This is a genomic window from Spirosoma sp. KNUC1025 (genome assembly GCF_045160025.1).
In the GTDB taxonomy this organism is placed as follows: domain Bacteria; phylum Bacteroidota; class Bacteroidia; order Cytophagales; family Spirosomataceae; genus Spirosoma.
This window is the reverse complement of the sequence record NZ_CP087139.1, coordinates 3,159,251-3,177,626: the sequence shown is the minus strand read 5'-3', so window position 1 is coordinate 3,177,626 and position 18,376 is coordinate 3,159,251. Positions and strand designations below refer to the sequence as shown.

Here is an 18,376-nt window from a genome sequence, read left to right as displayed (position 1 = left end):
GAATCTCCTAAAATCTTTTAAATCTTGATAAGATACTGGTTCTGACATCATTATGCATATTCAAACAAGAAATTTACAAAAGGCCGACTATCACGATCTGAAAGAGACCATGATCGAAGTCTATAGTGGTATTGGCGGGGATTACTGGCCCAAAAGCTCGATCACCAAACTGCTCAATATTTTCCCCGAAGGTCAGTTTTGCGTGGAAGTCGACGGAAAAGTCGTGGCTAGCGCACTAGCCATTCGGGTAAAATACGATGAGTTCGGCGACAACCATACGTATTACGAAATTACGGGCGGTTATACCTTCAAAACCCACAACGATGAGGGCGATTACCTCTACGGCATTGAGGTATTCGTGCATCCCGACTATCGCGACCTCCGACTCGGCCGACGGCTGTACGATGCTCGCAAGGAGTTGTGCGAACAGCTGAATCTGAAAGGAATTCTGGCCGGGGGACGTATTCCGAATTACAATAAATTCGCCGATGAGTTATCCCCCCGGGAGTACATTACAAAGGTAAAGCAGAAAGAAATTTATGATCCGACGCTCACCTTTCAGCTGTCGAATGATTTTCACGTCCGCAAGGTATTACGCGGGTATTTGCCCGGCGATTCCGAATCAAAAGAATACGCTACGCTGCTGGAGTGGATCAACATTTACTACGTTAAGGAAGCGGATAAAAAGCCTCACACGGATTCCATTATCCGCTTGGGCGTGATCCAGTGGCAAATGCGGCTGTTCAAAAACCTGGGTGCCTTTCTGGATCAGGTCGAATTTTTCGTCAATGCCGTCAGCGATTACCGGGCCGATTTTATGGTCTTACCGGAGTTTTTCAATACGCCCCTCATGGCCGATTTCAACGATCTGCCCGAACCTGTAGCCATTCGCAAACTGGCCGATTTTACCGAACCGGTTCGTGAAAAACTATGCGAGCTGGCCATTTCGTATAATGTCAATATTGTGGGAGGTAGTATGCCGCTGGTCGATGAAGATGGGAAACTTTACAACGTAGCGTACCTGTGCCGACGCGATGGGTCCTACGAAGAATACCGTAAGATTCATATTACGCCCAACGAAGTACGGCATTACGGCATGGTCGGTGGCTACGAAATTCGGGCGTTTGATACCGACTGTGGCAAAATAGGCATGCTCATCTGTTATGATGTCGAGTTTCCGGAACTAAGCCGGATTCTGGCTCAGCAGGGCATGCAGATTCTGTTTGTTCCGTTCCTGACCGATACGCAAAATGGCTACTCGCGGGTTCGTCATTGCGCGCAGGCAAGGGCTATTGAAAACGAGTGTTACGTTGCTATTTCGGGCTGTGTGGGTAACCTCCCCCGTGTACAGAACATGGATATCAACTACGCACAGTCGGCGGTGTTTACGCCTTCCGATTTTCAGTTTCCAACCAATGCCGTAAAAGCCGAAGCTACTGCCAACACCGAAATGGTTCTGATTGCCGACGTCGATTTGAGCCTGCTCAAAGAACTACACGAACACGGCTCGGTACAGGTGATGAAAGATCGCCGAACGGATCTGTACGACGTAACACTGAAAAAAGCGGCAAAAAAAGCCTTGAATAGAAGCCTCGACCGATCGAAAAAAGCTTCCCCCGATAACGACCCCGAACAGGTAGCTCCAGTTATTGTAGTAGCCGATTAACGGCTGATCATACAGCAACTTAAATAAACCCGCCAACGGATTCTCAGTTTGAGAATCCGTTGGCGGGTTTATTATTTTCTCAGAATTAAATTAGGACATTTCCTGAAAATAGCTAACATTAAATCAATAACTTGAATCTATTCCGAATATTTATAATATTTTTATTGCCATTCATTTACATCACAAACTATATCCTCTCCAGCTATGCGGTACACACTCTTCCTTCTCTTTTTCCTGATTATTGGTCGCAGTGCGCGCTCGCAGGTAACGACTTCCTCAATTGCCGGTGTCATTAGCGACGAAAACGGAAACGGGTTACCTGGTGCCACCGTTGTGGCTGTTCATTTACCAACGGGTACCCCCTACGGCGTAACTACCCGATCTGAAGGTCAGTATAACATCCCGAATATGCGCGTAGGTGGACCGTACCAGATTACAATTACCTATGTGGGTTACCAGACCGAAACCATCGATAACGTATCGCTGAGCTTAGGGCAGAAACTGCCCTTGAATCAAACCCTTAAAAGTGGTTCCAGGGAGCTTTCTGAAGTTGTGGTTCGCTCCAGCGCCAACGACGTACTGAACAACAACCGAACGGGTCCGCAAACCAACATCAGCAGTGAACAACTCCGTAACCTGCCCACCATTAAACGCTCTGTTTTCGATTACACCCGCCTGAATCCAATGGCCGGGGGCGATGGTTCGTTTGGTGGCCGCAACAGCCGGTTCAACAATTTCGCGCTGAACGGGGCAATTTTCAATAACCCGTTTGGTCTGGATGCGTCCACCCCTGGGGGTCAGTCGGATGCTCAACCGGTCTCGCTGGATGCTATTGAGCAGATTCAGGTGGCTCTATCGCCCTACGACGTAACGCAGTCGGGTTTTACGGGAGCCGCGGTCAATGCGGTGACCAAATCAGGAACGAACCAGTTTCATGGTACGGCCTTCGGCTTTTACCGCAATCAGAACCTGACCGGTAAGAAAGTAAAAGGTACGGATATCATTGTGCCCGATTCCGACCAGAAACAATACGGGTTTAGTCTGGGTGGGCCAATTGTTAAAAACAAACTTTTTTTCTTCATCAATGCCGAGTTCGACCGCCGGTCTGATCTGGGAACGGCTGGCTGGGTTGCTTCCCGGCCGGGCCTGACGGGTGCAAACGTATCGCGGGTAGCGGCCTCTGATTTTGATCTGGTATCCAGTACGTTAAAAACGCTTTACGGCTACGATACAGGTCCTTACGAAAATTTTACGCACAGAACCCAAAATTCGAAAGGCATCGCCAAACTCGACTGGAACATCAACCAGACACACAAACTGTCGGTGATCTACAATTTTCTGGACGCTTTTCAGGACAAACCCGCGAACCCATCGGCGCTAGGCCGGCGCGGACCCGACTTCCTGACCTTGCAGTTTTACAGTTCCGGCTATCGAATCATCAATAAGCTTCAGGGCGGCATTGTGGAACTGAATTCAAATTTCAACGGCAAGTTTGCCAATAAACTCCAGGTTGGCTATACGGCATTCCGTGATTCGCGTGACCCCTTTTCAGCGCCGTTTCCGACCATCAATATCAATAAAGACGGGGTTCGCTACATTGTGGCCGGACATGAACCTTTTTCGATCAACAACCGGCTGAATCAGGACGTATTTCAGGTCACGGATAATTTCAACATCTACGCGGGCAAACATACCGTTACGCTGGGGGCTAGTTTCGAGAAATTCAGTTTCGATAACTCCTTCAATCTGGGGGCCTACGATGGCGTATTTGGGCCGGGTTACGAATCGGTACAGTCGTTCGTGACGGCCGCTGCCGGAGCCGACTTCAAAGCCACCGTCGATGCAGCCCGGGCAACGTATCAGGCTGGCAAGTGGGCACTGGCCGAAACCAACGTAGGGCAGTTGGGCATTTACGCGCAGGACGAATTTGCGGTCTCGCCAAAGTTCATCCTGACTTACGGCCTGAAAGTCGATTTCCCGATGTATTTCGATACGAAGCAGAAAATCCAAGAGAATATTGACCGTAATGCCGCCAATTACCAGCCCGACAATCAGTATTACGACGCCAACGGGGCACCCATCAAGCTGAATTCGCTGGAGTTGCCAAAGCAGACTCCGCTCTTTTCGCCACGTGTCGGTTTCAACTACGATATCAAGGGCGACGGCTCTCAAAAACTTCGGGGTGGAACGGGCGTATTTACCGGACGCTTTCCGTTCGTCTGGATTGGTAATCAGGTGGCAAACCCAAGCTTCTTTTTCTACTGCACCACTGACCCCAACTTCAAGTTTCCGCAGGTCTGGAAAAGCAGCCTGGGCTATGATCACAAATTTGGCAAGGGCTGGATTGTTTCTCTCGACGTATTGTACAACAAAGACATCAACGCCATGTTGGTGCGTAACTACGGCCTAAAAACACCTACCGGACGACTCCAGGACCCAAGCAGCCGCCCCATTTATCTGGTGTCGGATCGGGCCGTCAACGGGTTTGGCGGGCAGACTGACGCTTTTGTGTTTACAAATACCGACCTCGGCTATTCCTTCAACACGAGCTTTCAGTTGCAGCGTACCTGGTCCAATGGTTTTTATGTGAGTCTTGGCTATAATTTCCTGGCGGCTAAAGAAGCGTCGTCGCTCAGCGCCGAAATTTCGTCGGATGCGTACGACCGGAATCCAACCTATGGCAATTCCAACGTAGCGATGCTCGGTCAGGCTTCTTACGGGAATCGTCAGCGGGTTGTAGCCTCAGCCTCAAAACGCTTTGTGTATGGCAAACGCTGGGCAACTACGTTGTCAGCCGTTACGGAATACACAGAAGGCAACCGATTCAGCTTCACGTACTCGGGCGATATCAACAACGATGGCGCGGCCGATAATGACCTGCTTTTCATTCCGACGAGTTCGCAGCTTGGCCAAATGAAATTCCTGGGAACGGATGCCCAGCAATCGTCTCAACGGGCTGGTTTTGAAGCCTATATCCAACAGGACAAATACCTTAGATCGCACCGGGGACAAGTAGCCGAGAAGTTTACCAGCTTCACGCCCTGGTTCTCAACGCTCGACGTTCGCGTGTTGCAGGAGGTGATCCTGCCCAAAAACCATACGATTCAGCTGAGTTTAGATATCCTCAACTTTGGCAATCTGCTCAATAGCAATTGGGGTGTCCGGCAGTTTGCCTCCTACACGGGCTTGGCTCAACCGTTGAGTGTTGCCACGGACAGCAACGGTGTTCCGACTTACAATTTCGATGTCAGCCAGAAAACCACATTCTTCAACGATTCGCAACTAACCTCACGCTGGCGGATGCAGCTAGGGCTTCGGTATTCGTTTTAGGCCTTTTTCACGGATATCATTACGGTTCTTTAAGGTCGTTAAGAGCGTAGTGGTATCCGTGAATTATTATGGATTTGTCAGAATCGTTGTCTTTTTACTCCGGTAACGGACCGGGATGATGTACCTATCAAGCAGAATTCCTACCAAGACGCCCAGGCTATAACACAGAAAATCGCTCCACACGAACGTAAAGCCCAGCACCAGTACACCCAGACGCGTTGCCCGCAAACGCTCGATCCAGGGAGCATGATACAGCTGGCTGATTTCAATGCAGTACGAAAACAGCAACGTAGCGAGCGCGATGGATTTTGTCGGCCAGCGGTTGAACGTAAGGGCAAATCCCAAAAATACCATGAGTGCCCATAATACATCGCCCACGTAGCTTTTGATGAATGGAATCGTGCTGAACAGTTGCCGGGACGCTAAGCCCAACCCCATAACGCCAATCATCAGCAAGCCATAAATAACCCGGTTTCTCTTGATAAACAACACGTTACAGCAGTACGTTTTCGTCTCTGAAAATATTCATTATTTCGTCCATCATGGCCTCGTAACTCTCGAACCGGCTTTCGTCATAGCAGCCCAACGGATCGACCAGTACGTGCGCTAGGCATTTGTTGCAATACGTACAGGGTTTGGGCGCCTGATCTTTCCCTTCGGCAAATAGCAAAGGCAGATTTGGGTTAGCCATCAATGGCCGGGCAATCGACACGCCGTCGCAATCCTTTTTTACTAGTGCCGCTCGAATCACCGAAGCGGTTTGAAATCCGCCCGTGCAAAGTACCGGAATAGTTACCGCATTCTTGATGGCTCTACATTCCTCCAGATTAATCCCTTCCCGAATCTTTGGCTGTCTTCTGGCCCACAACCAGATGACAAGCGGCCACGAAAGTTTGTACCGGAATAATAAATAATTCCAGAACGATAATTTACCGCTTGGAATCATGGATGGGTATGTTACCGACGCACTTTCAGCAGGAAAAGGTCCGCAGGGATTACGGGGATGCGGAAACTGACTGCCAACCGACACATGAAGGGCGTCGACACCTGCCTGTTCCAGCCATTTGGCTACCTGAACACCTTCGACAAGCGTATTGCCTTTTCCTACGTTTAAAACGTAATCGTTATGGTAATCGGCCGCATTGAATTTAACCTGTAGATGATAGTCTGCACCAACCTCCTGCCGAATCGCTCCGACAACTTCCAGTAAAAAACGAGCCCGGTTTTCAAGCGTACCACCGTAGTCATCGCTACGTTTATTAATAGCCGAGCTTAAAAACTGCGTAAACAGATAACCGTTGGCCGCGTGAAGTTCAATCCCATCCATTCCGGCCTGTCGTGCCCGCCCTGCAGCTCTGGCAAACGTCAGCACAGATTCGGCAATCTGCTTCTGGTTCATCGCTTTACCAGAAAGTCCATGAAAATGCTCCCAGCCATCTACTGAACTCAGAGGAACCCGGTGTTTATTCTCAACACCCTTAATATCCTGCTGCCGGCCCGACATCGACAGTTGTCCGATGAACTTGCAATCGTATTGGTGCACATTTTTCACCACTTCCCGCCAGAACGGAATCTGCTCATCCCGATCGATCATGGCATAGTTGGGCAGTATGCGCTGCGAAGGATCGACCGGAATATGTGAGCTGATAATGGCCCCCACTCCTCCCCTGGCAAATTTTTTCTCCCAGTTTATGCGGGCTGCTGTTCCCGACCCATCATAACTGTCGATTCGTCCGGAAATGCTTGAGCGAAATAACCGGTTCTTCACCGTCAAGTGTCGGAAGTGAAGGGGTTGAAAAATAGGATCGTCCATTTCGGCTTCTGTTTACAAGTCATTTCCCGATTAGCCCGAAATAGTTCTTCAATAGACGTTGGCTGGATTCCCTAAACTTATTCACTACGACCACTTACAATCAAAAGCTTTTCGCTTTGCATTACGGCTTTACAATACCCATTACTCCTTTGGTATAGAGCAACTTATGCAAACGAAAATACGCGATTCGAGTGAATAAAATTCAGAGGTTGTGAGCATATGGCATCAGTCGCAAGGAGAGATGCGAAAAGCCCTCAACTGTTTTACACACGTAAACATCCAGAAAAAAAGACTCAGCAAAAAAATGAAGTTAGCGTAACGGATGATTCGGGCTCTGAACCGTACCCAATAAGCTCCTGAAATTTCAGGAACGCAATTATCTGGACTTCACAATCAACGAAGCATTTCCGCAACCAATATACCCAGGTACGTACCGATGGCGTTTCCAAGTGTGCCAACCAGTACGGCGGGCAGTTGTAAATCAGGGCGGTTGAGGCTCCGGGCCAAAGCCAGTGCCGACGTAGCACCACCAATATTTGCCTGCGAGGCTATGCCCAATACGTCCCAATCCTGCCGAAACAAAGCTCCAACTCCGAAGACAATCAAGGCATGGATGAGTACCAGTAACAAAATCATGCCAAACAGCACAATGGCTAACTGACCATCGCGTATCAAAGCCGCAATATCGCAGTAAGCCCCAATGACAGCCAGAAAAATATAGATCCCGAAAAGACCGAGCAATCGACTGCCACGTAATCGGTTAACCACCCGAAACTGCGCCAGTATCAGGGCGAAGGTAGTGAGTATCAGTACAAACGGGGCAGCCGGTATCCAGACCGCAATTTTCTGGGAGAGGAAGATACCTCCAAATCCTAATGCCAGCAGGATCGCCAAGTCGTTTGGATTCACGGTTTCGGAGTCCGAAAATGGATCGGCATCAGACGATGTAGCCGCGGCCTCAGCAGCTATGGGCAGATGGCGGGGAAAGCGTCGCTGAAAAAAACGGGGCAGGCTTATGGTAGCTACCATCCAGAGGGCCGTCATGATATTGTCGGCAGCCGTAGCAGCAACAAACAGATTCCCGGCTTTCGATACGTTGTAGTGAAGAGCAACGGCATTAAAATTAATACTGCCACCAATGTACGTACCCGTAAACATACCGGCCAGGGCATAAAACAACGTACCAACGGTTTGGGGAGCCGCAAATACCCAAACACTCACAAAAACGCCAAGAATCGTACCCGCCGATCCAACCAGAAACATGGTCAGCATGGGAATACCAGCCTGTCGAAGGTCTTTCAGGTTTACGCCCAACAGCAGCAGAAACAGGGAAAACGGGGCGACGTAGCTAAAAATACTGTCGTAGACAGGCGTTTCGGTGGTTGGAATAATTCCCAGGTTGGATTCGACAGCCGTTACCAGGATAACCAGCAACGCCGTTCCGATGTGGCGGATAGCGCGCTTTTTGATCAACCACTCACACAGGATAACATTCAGACAGAGAACAAACAGGATAAAGAGAGCGTCGGTCACAGGAAAAGCGAGTTATCTCTGTAAAATAGTCAATAGTCGGTTAATCAGCTTCTTTATCCGTAAGTATCTGGCTATTTTCTTCTATACTCCCAAAAAATACAAAAACAGTACAATCCCCACCCTACCGTTTGCTTTCCACCCATATTTGTTAGCTACCGCTACGTCGAACATCGGATAGAGCAGCTAATTGAAAAATCGTTAGATTACGTCCCTAATCCTCATATAAACCATTCACTATCAATAACCTTCCTGATGAATAACGTATTCGACCGATGTATCTCTTATGTCATTCCGGTTTGCCTGCTTGGATGCCTAACTGCCACGTATGGCTATTCACAATCCCGTGACTCCCTGCTGTCTGTTTACAACAACCAGACGATTCACTCGTTTGGCCGTGTTTATGTGAAGGGAGGTAATCGTCTGTCATTTCGCAGCTTGCGGCATGAATTTACACCGGGACCAGCTCAGGATCTTTACCAGCAATCTCGTAAAAAACTACTGCTGAGTAATGCGCTGGCGGTTGCGGCAACGGCTGCCCTTGTCGGAAGCGCTATTTTAAGAAAAAACGAAAATGCTGCCGGGGTGGCTTTGCTGGTAGTAGGCATCGGAATCAACCTCGGTAATTTTCGCGTCCGAAAGCGATCAACGGAGTTAGTCGATCAGGCGCTCTGGCTGCATAATAGAAAGGTATTGTTCAACACTCCCGAATGATTCACCGGCAGCTTTCATTGTCTGTACCAGGTGAAGGCTGCCGATAACCAAAACATTTTCGTCATTCGGGAATTATTTACATCAACAATCTGTAACTATAAATATTACAGTAATGAACGGACGTTTTGCCATATCGATGCATATTTTAACTCTCCTGGCGAAGGCCAACGGAGAATGGCTTACCTCTGATTTCATTGCAGGCAGTATCAACATTAACCCGGTTTTAGTACGTAAGGAAATCAGCAGCCTACGTAATAAAGGGCTGGTTATCAGCCGGGAAGGTAAAAACGGTGGCAGTATATTAGCCAAACCAGCCAGTCAGATTCGCCTGTCGGATGTTTTTCTGGCTACGCGCCAGGGCGCTTTTTTGGGCGCTGCCCGTAATACGCCCAATCCCGATTGTCCGGTTGGCCGACAGATCAATAAGCACCTGGATACGCTTTATCAGGAAGCGGAAGAGGCACTCATTTCAAAATTAGGCGATAGTACGCTGGATGTGTTCAGCCATCGATTCGATTAATTTTTTACCCAAAACTGTAACAATTTTTATTACAATAATAACTTACACAAATGAAACTAGCCATCATAGGAGCCTCCGGTTTTGTAGGATCAGCTCTACTAGCAGAAGCATTACAGCGCGGCCATACCGTAACCGCCATTGTTCGCCACCCGGAAAAAATCACCGTGACCGACCCTAACTTAACCGTGAAACAGGGTGATGCTCAGGACGCCAATATGGTGGCTCAGCTTGTAGCCGGACACGATGCTGTGCTGAGCGCTTATAACGCTGGCTGGACAAACCCGCATCTATACAAAGATTTTCTGAATGGCTGCAAGGCCATTGAAAAAGGAACCGAACTGGCGGGCGTAAAGCGGTTTCTGGTCGTCGGTGGGGCCGGTAGTCTGGAAATTGCGCCGGGTGTTCAGTTGGTCGACACGCCCCAGTTTCCAGCTGACTGGAAAGCGGGTGCTACGTCGGCCCGGGATTACCTCAACGTATTACGCCAAAACACGACCTTAGACTGGACATTCCTGAGCCCGGCGATCATGCTCGAACCAGGCGAACGTACCGGTACGTTCCGAATTGGTACCGAGCAGCCCGTTTTCGACGAAAAAGGCGAAAGTAAAATTTCAGTAAATGACCTGGCCGTCGCCATCCTGAACGAAATTGAGCACCCTCAGTTCATCCAGAAACGATTTACCGTAGGCTATTGATTTCATTCTGAGCAGACGTAATTCGTTCTAAGAATTCACAGAACTTATTACGTCTGCTTTATAAATCCAGTACGATTTTGGCATGTTGCCCTGTGCTGGCAGCTTCCATAGCGGTTGCCAGATTGTCGAACCGCTCTTTTGCCGAGATGATCCGCCCCGGTTGCAGAAATCCGGTTTCGATCAAACCAATGGTACGTCGAAAATCAACGGGATGCTGATAAATAATCGACGTAAGAATATTGATACCCTGGCGTGTCATCCCAAATTCAGTCAGGGCACTGGGCTTATCGGACAGGCCCGCTATCACGACGTAGGCCCCTCTTGGCGCTGCTTCCACCGCCAGTGTAAATGCCGGAGCGGCCCCTGCACACTCAAAAATGGTATGTACCCGCGCATCTTTCCAGATGGCCGCAACCTGTCTGTTATCAGCATTAGCAGCAATGGGTATAGCTCCGAACGTAGCAGACAGGTCTACTTTTTCCTGAATGCGGTCGTAGGTCAACACCGTATAACCCATTTTATGGGCCAGATGAGCCACTAACAGGCCAATTGCCCCCATACCGACAACGGCAATGGCATCGCCGGGTCGGGCGGGCGACGAATAAAGTGTGTGCAACGCCACGGCAGTTGGTTCGATCACAACAGCGTTGTCATCACTGATTGCTTCCGGAATATGCCAGGCAAACCCTGCGGGCACAATGGCGTAGTCGGCGAAGCAGCCCGTTTCGAGTACGCCAATGATTCGTTTGTTCGGGCAAATGTTGCCGCGACCCTGCCAGCAGAAATCACACCGGCCGCAGGGATAGTTCGGTTCAATAACGACCCGGTCGGCGGGCTGGTGCTGACTTACCCCCTCGCCCACCTCATCGATAAAGCCAATGCCTTCGTGGCCAATAAGTAAGGGCAATGTCAGATCAGGGCGATTCCCCTGAAACAACGATACGTCGGACCCGCAGATGCCTACGGATTTCATACGGATTCGTACTTCACCGGGGCCGGGTTTCGGAATCAATCGCTGTTGCAGTTCGATAGACCGGGGTGCCGTCAGTACACCAGCCTGCATATAGGTTGATACGCTACTCATTACGTTCTTAGGTTAGGCCACAGCAGCCAGCCGGTCGGTTTTCAGGTCAATCGGTTTAAGGGCCGGTAAAACCAGATGAATAACAGTCAGTCCGATCAGATACGAACAGCTGGCAAAAATAAACATGGGTTTATACCCGAATGTAGCGACTATGTACCCGGTAGCCGCGGCAACAAGCATACTGACCGTGCCCCCTAAAAATCCTCCTATTCCGGTGGCTGTAGCAACTGAACCTCCCGGAAAGAGCGTCGTTGACATAGCATACACGTTTGTCGACCAGCCCTGATGGGCAGCCGTAGCCAAAGCCAGCAAGGCAACCACACCGGCAAAGCTATGAATACCCGGAATCAGATAAATGGGCGTAACGGATAGCGCACAAATCAACATTGTCAGCTTGCGGGCTTTATTTTCAGTCCAGCCATTTTTCATCAGTTTGGTTGCCAGCCAGCCAAAGAAAATACTGCCGATGTCCGATATGACGTAAATGATCAGAAACGGTATACCAAAGTTTTTCAGGTCCAGTTTCCGGTCGAGCTGGTTATTCGTGATCAGAAAATCGGGCAGCCAGGTGAGGTAAAAAAACCAGACCGGGTCAGCGAAAATTTTACCGAAGCAGAACGCCCAGGTTTGCCGGTAGCGACTCAACTGAAGCCAGGAAAATCGATTTTCAGCCGCAGACTCAGTTACCAGATCGCGGCCTTCCATAATGTACTGATATTCAGCATCGGAGACAGATACGTTCTCCTGGGGTTTTGAATAACCGACCCACCAGATAACGAGCATGAGCACCCCCAGAATAGCGGATATCAGAAAAGCACCGCGCCAGCCAAACTGCTGCATCAGAAAGGGCACCAGCAACGCCGTGGTGATGACGCCCATGTTCGACCCGGCATTCAAAATTCCCGTAGCCGTTGAGCGTTCCCGCTTCGGAAACCATTCTGAAATGGCTTTCATTGCCGACGGAAAGTTGGCCGCTTCGCCTAATCCTAACACTGCCCGTACTACCGCAAACTGGCCAACTGTTGAGATAAATCCTGAAGCAATACTGGCAATACTCCAGACGGCAATGCCAATTGAAAAGCCTTTTTTCGTGCCAACCCGGTCGATGAGCCAGCCAATTAGCAGAAAACCAATGGCGTAGGCCGCTTTAAATGCCGAATCGATTAGGCCCATCTGAATCCTGAACTGCTTCAAATGCTCATCCGTCAGCAGGACATCGGGTGATAAGCCTAGCATTGTTTTTTTAAACGCTACGTCCGTCATCACAAATGACAGCGCCTGTCGGTCTACGTAGTTAATCGTGGTAGCCAGAAAAAGCAGCGAAATGATTCGCCACCTGTAATTCGTATTCATGCATTAGGTTTAGTAATGACTGACGCGTGGTGTCGGACGGTCGGCCGCAGCCGTTCTCAAACCCGACATCACGGAATCGCGGGCAAGCCGACATCACCAGAATAAGTAGACGTAGTCTGTAACCTACCCGTGTCATTTATACAGTTTCAGAAGGGCCACCCTCGTAAAAGCAGACAGCCCATAAGGAACCGATCAGATAAGGTACGTTGTTGATAAAAGCACAAATGTACGTCGAATCCAGCCTGGATTTACGCATCAGGGATGTTCAGCATCCTCAACTAACCTCATCAATAACGTACTATGATTCCCTTTTCAATTCTGGATCTGTCGCCTATCGTTGCCGGAAATACGGCGGCACAGGCGCTGCATAATACGCTCAATCTGGCGCAACACGCCGAACAGCTCGGCTATAACCGATTCTGGGTAGCTGAGCACCACAGTATGCCGGGTGTGGCGAGTGCCGCTACGTCGGTTGTGATCGGCTACGTAGCTGGTGGAACAAAAACGATTCGGGTAGGGTCGGGTGGTATCATGCTACCGAATCACTCGCCACTGGTGATTGCCGAACAGTTTGGCACGCTGGAATCGCTCTACCCCGGCCGTATCGATCTGGGTTTAGGCCGCGCTCCTGGTTCCGATCAGGCTACCGCGCGGGCACTACGCCGGAACGCGACTGGTCCTGATACGTTTCCGCAGGATGTCGTTGAATTACAGCAGTATTTTCAGCCCGACGATTCCAATCAATTCGTTCAGGCGGTTCCGGGCAATGGGCTGAACGTACCGATCTGGATATTGGGCTCAAGCTTATTCGGGGCGCAACTTGCGGCACTGCTTGGTCTGCCGTATGCGTTTGCTTCTCACTTCGCGCCCAACGATTTGATGCAGGCGCTATCCGTTTACCGGGCGAAATTCAAACCGTCGGAGCAACTGGAAAAACCCTATGCCATGGTTGCCGTAAACGTAATTGCTGCCGATACGGATCGTGAAGCCGAACGTTTGTTTACATCCATGAAACAGCAGTTTCTGGCCATTCGTCGGGGTAAGGCCCGGCAGATGCAGCCGCCCGTCGATAGCATGGATGATCTCTGGTCTGAATTTGAACAGGCGGGTGTTGAGCAGGCGTTACGTTTCTCAGCGGTTGGCTCGCCCGATACCGTTCTACGCAAACTGACGAGTATTATCGAGCAAACACAGGCAAACGAGCTGATTATTTCCGCCCCAATTTTTGACCACGAGGCCCGCAAGTACTCACTTACGCTTACCGCCCAGGTACGCGATGCGCTGGCAGCCCAACAGACGGAAGAAGTTACCATCGGCTAGATGGATGCTGACTTTGCCGAATGAGTTAACTACCCGGCAAAGTCAGCATTTCCCAGGCAAAACGGCAAACGGCTCTGTTACAAAGCGTTTTACCCCATCTTCGAACGCTTTTGCTAACTTGCGCACCACCGTAATTTTGCTTTAATGTTCTCCCGCCGTTTACTCGTATTGTTTTTTACGTTCTGGTCTTCCTATGGCCATGGCCAGGTGCTGATCTTCACAAAATCGACCATTGATTCGCTGCCGCCCGGCAAACTTGTCGGCGGTATTTCGCTAACGGGCAGCCTGAGCCTGGAACGCGCTCAGTTTTTACTGCTCGAAGGCTCGGTCAATGGCCTCTATGGCACAAACCGGCATACCTACGAAGTGGCAGGCAGCGTACGGTACACAACCTACGACCATCTGCCTACCAGTAGCCGGGGCTTTCTATCCATTCGGGGCAATATCTGGAAACGTCATCTCGAAGATGATCATCTGGTGCCTCACCGATTTTACCTCGAACCATTTGCCTACCTTCAATACGACGACCAGCGGGGGTTAAACTTACGGGCGCAGGTCGGCGCGATGGGCAGCGTTCGGCTACGTAACGGCACCAAAAGTCGCTTCACGGCAGGAGCCGGATTTTTCTACGAGTACGAGCAGTGGCAGATGATTCCGCGTACGAACCGGATCATGCTCGATACGTTGCCTCAGGCCGTTTTTGATTTATACCAGGAATACCTCGGTCTGAACCGCCAGGGGCAGGTACAGCATTACGACCCGAAAACCTGTGCTTACATTGGCTATGCGGGCGATGTGAGTCCGTTGGTAACCATCAATGGTATGCTTCAGTGGCAGCAGCCGTTACTGTCGCCTTATCATGGCAAACCAATCTACGAGTTAAGCCCCGACTTCCGACGACTGTGGCCCCGCTTTATGATCGATGTCCGGCTCATGCTGCACCTGAGCAAACACCTGAATCTGCTCTCACAGCTGATGCTCCAGCACGATCGGGGACAATTGGGTTCGCTCATCCCTTATACCAACTATGCCTTTCAGCAAGGAATTCTGGTGACGTTTTAGCTGACGCAAAAATAAGTGAGGGCAGGTTTGAGAACCTGCCCTCACTTATTGTTTACTGATGATTAGATAACTACGTTCACAATCCGCTTGGGGACCACAACCACTTTCTTCGGCGACTTACCATCCAGCCATTTCTGTACGATCTCGTCGGCCAGCACTTCCCGTTCGATTTCGGTGGGGGCACGGTCGATGGCGAAGCTAATGGTGGTACGTACTTTCCCGTTGATCTGAATCGGATATTCAAACGCATCTTCAACCAGATAAGCCGGGTTGAATTTCGGGAACTGTGCTTTTGAGATGGTTCCGGGTTCGTTACCCAAAGCCGCCCACAACTCTTCGGTGATGTGGGGCGCATCAGGGCGACAGAATTAGAACCAAATCCTGCAAAATGGCCCGTTTGTGGCAGTTCAGCGTACTCAGCTCATTCACACATACCATAAAGGCGCTGACCGACGTATTGAACGAATACGCTTCGATATCGCTTTCGGCCTTCTGAATGGTTTTGTGCAGAATCTTCAGTTCAGCAGGTGCGGGTTGTTCGTCCGTTACCAGCCAGGTGTTCGAGCCATCGGCACTCTCTTTGTAGAACAACCGCCAGAACTTGCGAATGAAGCGATAGACCCCATCGATGCCGTTGGTATTCCAGGGCTTGGCCTGATCCAGCGGCCCCAGGAACATTTCGTACATCCGCAATACGTCGGCGCCGTATTTCTCAACGATCATGTCGGGGTTGACGACGTTGAATTTCGACTTCGACATCTTTTCAACCTCCGCTCCGACTATGTATCGACCATCCGGCTCAAAAATGAACTCAGCATTTTCGGTCAAATCCGGCCGTAATCCTTTAAGTGCTTCGATATTCAACACATCGTTATCAACAATATTCACATCAACATGCAAGGGCGTTACGTCCTTCCCATTAATTTGATTCAGGGAAACAAAAACCGGAGTTACACTCTCTGTACCCGTTCCTTTCAACCGATACACGAAATTGCTACGGCCCTGAATCATGCCCTGATTAATAAGCTTTTTGAAAGGCTCTTCCTGCGGTACGTAGCCCCGGTCTTTCAGGAATTTGTTCCAGAAACGACTGTACAGCAAATGCCCCGTAGCGTGCTCCGTACCACCGATATACAAGTCTACGTTCTGCCAGTAATTGATGGCTTCTTTGCTCGCAAACTCGTTGGCATTATTTGGGTCCATGTAGCGGTACCAGTACCACGATGAACCCGCCCAGCCGGGCATTGTACTCAATTCATACTCGTATTGACCTTTGTATTTCCAGTCTTCTGCGCGGCCAAGCGGTGGCTCGCCCGTTTCGGTAGGCAGGTATTTATCAATGGCCGGTAGCTCCAGCGGCAAATCGCTCTCGTCGATCAGATAAGGCAGACGACCCGTCGAACCGCCTTCTTTAAAATACACGGGCACGGGTTCACCCCAGTACCGTTGACGGCTGAACACCGCATCGCGCATCCGGAAATTGACTTTTCCCCGACCCAGGCCACGCTCTTCCAGCCAGTCGATCAATGCGGGGGTGGCCTGCTGATACGTCATGCCATCAATGATTCCTGAGTTGATGTAACGCCCCTCTTTGGTGTTATCGGCCTGCTGGTCAATATCCTTCTGCGCATCCAGAATCGGGATGATTGGCAATCCAAAATGAGTAGCAAAATTCCAGTCGCGCTGATCACCCGACGGTACCGCCATAACAGCCCCTGTGCCATATCCTGCCAATACGTAATCAGCCAGATAGATCGGTACCTTCTCGTTGTTCAGCGGATTGAGACAGTAGCTACCCGTAAATACCCCCGATACAGCTTTGGTATCGGCCATCCGGTCGCGCTCCGAACGCATTTTGGCAGCATTGACATAAGCCTCCACAGCGTCGCGCTGTTCGGGTGTAGTCAGTTGCGGAACCAGTTCATGCTCCGGCGCCAGTACCATAAACGTAACGCCATAAATCGTATCGACACGGGTAGTAAAAACTTCAATAAAAGAGGGAGAAGGCAGAAGGGAGAAGGCAGAAGGGTTATCCTCCGATTCATTACTTTTTCCTTTTTCCTTTCTCCTTTCTTCATAAACCTGAAACTTCACACTCGCCCCTACAGATTTCCCGATCCAGTTCCGTTGCTGTTCTTTCAGCGATTCGGTCCAGTCGATGGTATCCAGGCCGGTCAGCAAACGGTCGGCATAGGCCGTAATCCGCATCATCCACTGCCGCATCAGCTTCTGTTCAACCGGGTAGCCGCCCCGTTCCGATACGCCGTCTTTGACTTCGTCGTTTGCCAGCACCGTACCCAACGCCGGGCACCAGTTTACTACGGCATCCGCCAGATAAGTCAGGCGGTATTTCAGCGTGATTTCATAGGATTCCTGCGTCGACATGGCGTTCCACTCGGCGGCCGTAAAGGTCGGTACGTTCTCGTCGCAAACGGCGTTGACATCGGTAGTACCGTTGGTCGCAAATTTTTCAAGCAGTGTTTCGATAGGTTCAGCCCGGTCGGTATCCTTATTATACCACGAACGGAACAACTCCATGAAAATCCACTGCGTCCATTTATAATAATCCGGATCAGACGTGCGAACCTCGCGGGTCCAGTCGAAGCTGAATCCGATATTTTTTAACTGCTCAATGTAGCGTTCCCGATTTTGCTCAGTTGTAATGGCCGGGTGCTGACCCGTCTGGATCGCGTACTGTTCGGCTGGCAGCCCAAACGAATCGAAACCCATTGGATGCAGTACGTTAAAGCCTTTGAGTCGTTTATACCGCGCAACGATATCGGAAGCAATGTACCCCAGCGGATGCCCAACGTGCAGCCCTGCTCCCGACGGATACGGAAACATATCGAGCACGTAATACTTGGGACGGTCCGTCGCACGATTGTCGGTTACGTCCTCGGGTTTATAGGTATTATGTTCGTCCCAGAACTGTTGCCAGTACTTCTCGGTTTCGCGGTGGTTGTAGTCAGCCATAAGGGTAACGCGGCTGAAAAGCCGCATTCTAATGAGTGCGGCTTTTCAGCCGCGTTCCTAATTTTTCTGCAAAAATAGCCGTTTTACAAAGACTTTCCCCTATCTGCTTCTGTTTAGTATTTGTGTTATCATGGATACATATCGAACTTTCTCAGGCTGTGTTACCGGCATGGGCCGCCCCGCCTAAAGGTGCTGGCAACGCGCCTGGTTTCCCCTCATTTACGCAAGAAAATTGTGCGGTTCTGCTACGAAATGCAACGCCCATTTCGTTTATAACGTATAGCTAATTATAACTCGATCAGCGTCCTGCATGGCA

12 protein-coding genes and 1 pseudogene are annotated in these 18,376 nt (G+C 50.1%); 7 read left to right on the top strand and 6 right to left on the bottom strand.

Annotation, left to right across the window (positions count from 1 at the left end; translation table 11 throughout):
• The first annotated feature begins 52 nt into the window (after positions 1 to 52).
• Positions 53 to 1,666: a carbon-nitrogen hydrolase family protein gene (locus LN737_RS13765; RefSeq protein WP_405519723.1), complete on the top strand. Its 1,614-nt coding sequence runs from the start codon at positions 53 to 55 to the stop codon at positions 1,664 to 1,666.
• A gap of 204 nt (positions 1,667 to 1,870) precedes the next feature.
• Positions 1,871 to 4,996 (top strand): carboxypeptidase regulatory-like domain-containing protein, encoded by a 3,126-nt coding sequence (locus LN737_RS13760; RefSeq protein ID WP_405519721.1) that lies wholly within the window; start codon positions 1,871 to 1,873, stop codon positions 4,994 to 4,996.
• Positions 4,997 to 5,062: 66 nt separating this feature from the next.
• Here the strand turns inward: LN737_RS13760 and LN737_RS13755 are convergent, their stop codons facing one another.
• From LN737_RS13755 to LN737_RS13745, 3 genes are all read right to left on the bottom strand, one after another.
• Positions 5,063 to 5,485, bottom strand: a complete 423-nt coding sequence (locus LN737_RS13755; RefSeq protein WP_405519719.1) for a DUF2809 domain-containing protein — start codon at positions 5,483 to 5,485, stop codon at positions 5,063 to 5,065.
• A gap of 4 nt (positions 5,486 to 5,489) precedes the next feature.
• Positions 5,490 to 6,809 carry an NADH:flavin oxidoreductase gene (locus LN737_RS13750; RefSeq protein WP_405519717.1) on the bottom strand — a complete coding sequence of 440 codons (1,320 nt, stop codon included), beginning with the start codon at positions 6,807 to 6,809 and terminating at the stop codon, positions 5,490 to 5,492.
• Between the two features lie 393 nt (positions 6,810 to 7,202).
• Positions 7,203 to 8,342, bottom strand: a complete 1,140-nt coding sequence (locus LN737_RS13745) for a DUF819 domain-containing protein (RefSeq protein WP_405519715.1) — start codon at positions 8,340 to 8,342, stop codon at positions 7,203 to 7,205.
• Between the two features lie 252 nt (positions 8,343 to 8,594).
• On the opposite strand from LN737_RS13745, the gene LN737_RS13740 reads away from it, so the two are divergent.
• From LN737_RS13740 to LN737_RS13730, 3 genes are all read left to right on the top strand, one after another.
• The gene (locus tag LN737_RS13740; RefSeq protein ID WP_405519714.1) at positions 8,595 to 9,053 is read left to right on the top strand and encodes a hypothetical protein; all 459 of its coding nucleotides are present in this window, start codon (positions 8,595 to 8,597) and stop codon (positions 9,051 to 9,053) included.
• A 112-nt stretch (positions 9,054 to 9,165) separates the two neighbouring features.
• Positions 9,166 to 9,573, top strand: a complete 408-nt coding sequence (locus LN737_RS13735; protein ID WP_405519712.1) for an Rrf2 family transcriptional regulator — start codon at positions 9,166 to 9,168, stop codon at positions 9,571 to 9,573.
• A gap of 50 nt (positions 9,574 to 9,623) precedes the next feature.
• The gene (locus LN737_RS13730; RefSeq protein WP_405519710.1) at positions 9,624 to 10,268 is read left to right on the top strand and encodes an NAD(P)-dependent oxidoreductase; all 645 of its coding nucleotides are present in this window, start codon (positions 9,624 to 9,626) and stop codon (positions 10,266 to 10,268) included.
• 58 nt (positions 10,269 to 10,326) lie between these two features.
• Here LN737_RS13730 and LN737_RS13725 read toward each other — a convergent pair whose 3' ends face one another.
• Both LN737_RS13725 and LN737_RS13720 read right to left on the bottom strand, forming a co-directional pair.
• Positions 10,327 to 11,352: a zinc-binding dehydrogenase gene (locus LN737_RS13725; protein WP_405519708.1), complete on the bottom strand. Its 1,026-nt coding sequence runs from the start codon at positions 11,350 to 11,352 to the stop codon at positions 10,327 to 10,329.
• Between the two features lie 12 nt (positions 11,353 to 11,364).
• Positions 11,365 to 12,705, bottom strand: a complete 1,341-nt coding sequence (locus LN737_RS13720) for an MFS transporter (protein WP_405519706.1) — start codon at positions 12,703 to 12,705, stop codon at positions 11,365 to 11,367.
• 300 nt (positions 12,706 to 13,005) lie between these two features.
• On the opposite strand from LN737_RS13720, the gene LN737_RS13715 reads away from it, so the two are divergent.
• Positions 13,006 to 14,025: an LLM class flavin-dependent oxidoreductase gene (locus LN737_RS13715; protein WP_405519704.1), complete on the top strand. Its 1,020-nt coding sequence runs from the start codon at positions 13,006 to 13,008 to the stop codon at positions 14,023 to 14,025.
• A gap of 144 nt (positions 14,026 to 14,169) precedes the next feature.
• On the top strand, positions 14,170 to 15,087 hold the full coding sequence (locus LN737_RS13710; protein WP_405519702.1) for a hypothetical protein: 918 nt from the start codon (positions 14,170 to 14,172) through the stop codon (positions 15,085 to 15,087).
• Between the two features lie 62 nt (positions 15,088 to 15,149).
• Here LN737_RS13710 and leuS read toward each other — a convergent pair.
• A pseudogene (gene leuS, locus LN737_RS13705) lies at positions 15,150 to 18,060 on the bottom strand (leucine--tRNA ligase).
• Positions 18,061 to 18,376: the final 316 nt, after the last annotated feature.

Excerpts from the sequence above, each read along its gene's own strand:
- LN737_RS13765 (WP_405519723.1), top strand. The coding sequence starts at position 53 with ATGCATATTCAAACAAGAAATTTACAAAAGGCCGACTATCACGATCTG.
- LN737_RS13760 (WP_405519721.1), top strand. The coding sequence starts at position 1,871 with ATGCGGTACACACTCTTCCTTCTCTTTTTCCTGATTATTGGTCGCAGT.
- LN737_RS13750 (WP_405519717.1), bottom strand. The coding sequence starts at position 6,809 with ATGGACGATCCTATTTTTCAACCCCTTCACTTCCGACACTTGACGGTG.
- LN737_RS13740 (WP_405519714.1), top strand. The coding sequence starts at position 8,595 with ATGAATAACGTATTCGACCGATGTATCTCTTATGTCATTCCGGTTTGC.
- LN737_RS13735 (WP_405519712.1), top strand. The coding sequence starts at position 9,166 with ATGAACGGACGTTTTGCCATATCGATGCATATTTTAACTCTCCTGGCG.
- LN737_RS13730 (WP_405519710.1), top strand. The coding sequence starts at position 9,624 with ATGAAACTAGCCATCATAGGAGCCTCCGGTTTTGTAGGATCAGCTCTA.
- LN737_RS13725 (WP_405519708.1), bottom strand. The coding sequence starts at position 11,352 with ATGAGTAGCGTATCAACCTATATGCAGGCTGGTGTACTGACGGCACCC.
- LN737_RS13720 (WP_405519706.1), bottom strand. The coding sequence starts at position 12,705 with ATGAATACGAATTACAGGTGGCGAATCATTTCGCTGCTTTTTCTGGCT.
- LN737_RS13715 (WP_405519704.1), top strand. The coding sequence starts at position 13,006 with ATGATTCCCTTTTCAATTCTGGATCTGTCGCCTATCGTTGCCGGAAAT.
- LN737_RS13710 (WP_405519702.1), top strand. The coding sequence starts at position 14,170 with ATGTTCTCCCGCCGTTTACTCGTATTGTTTTTTACGTTCTGGTCTTCC.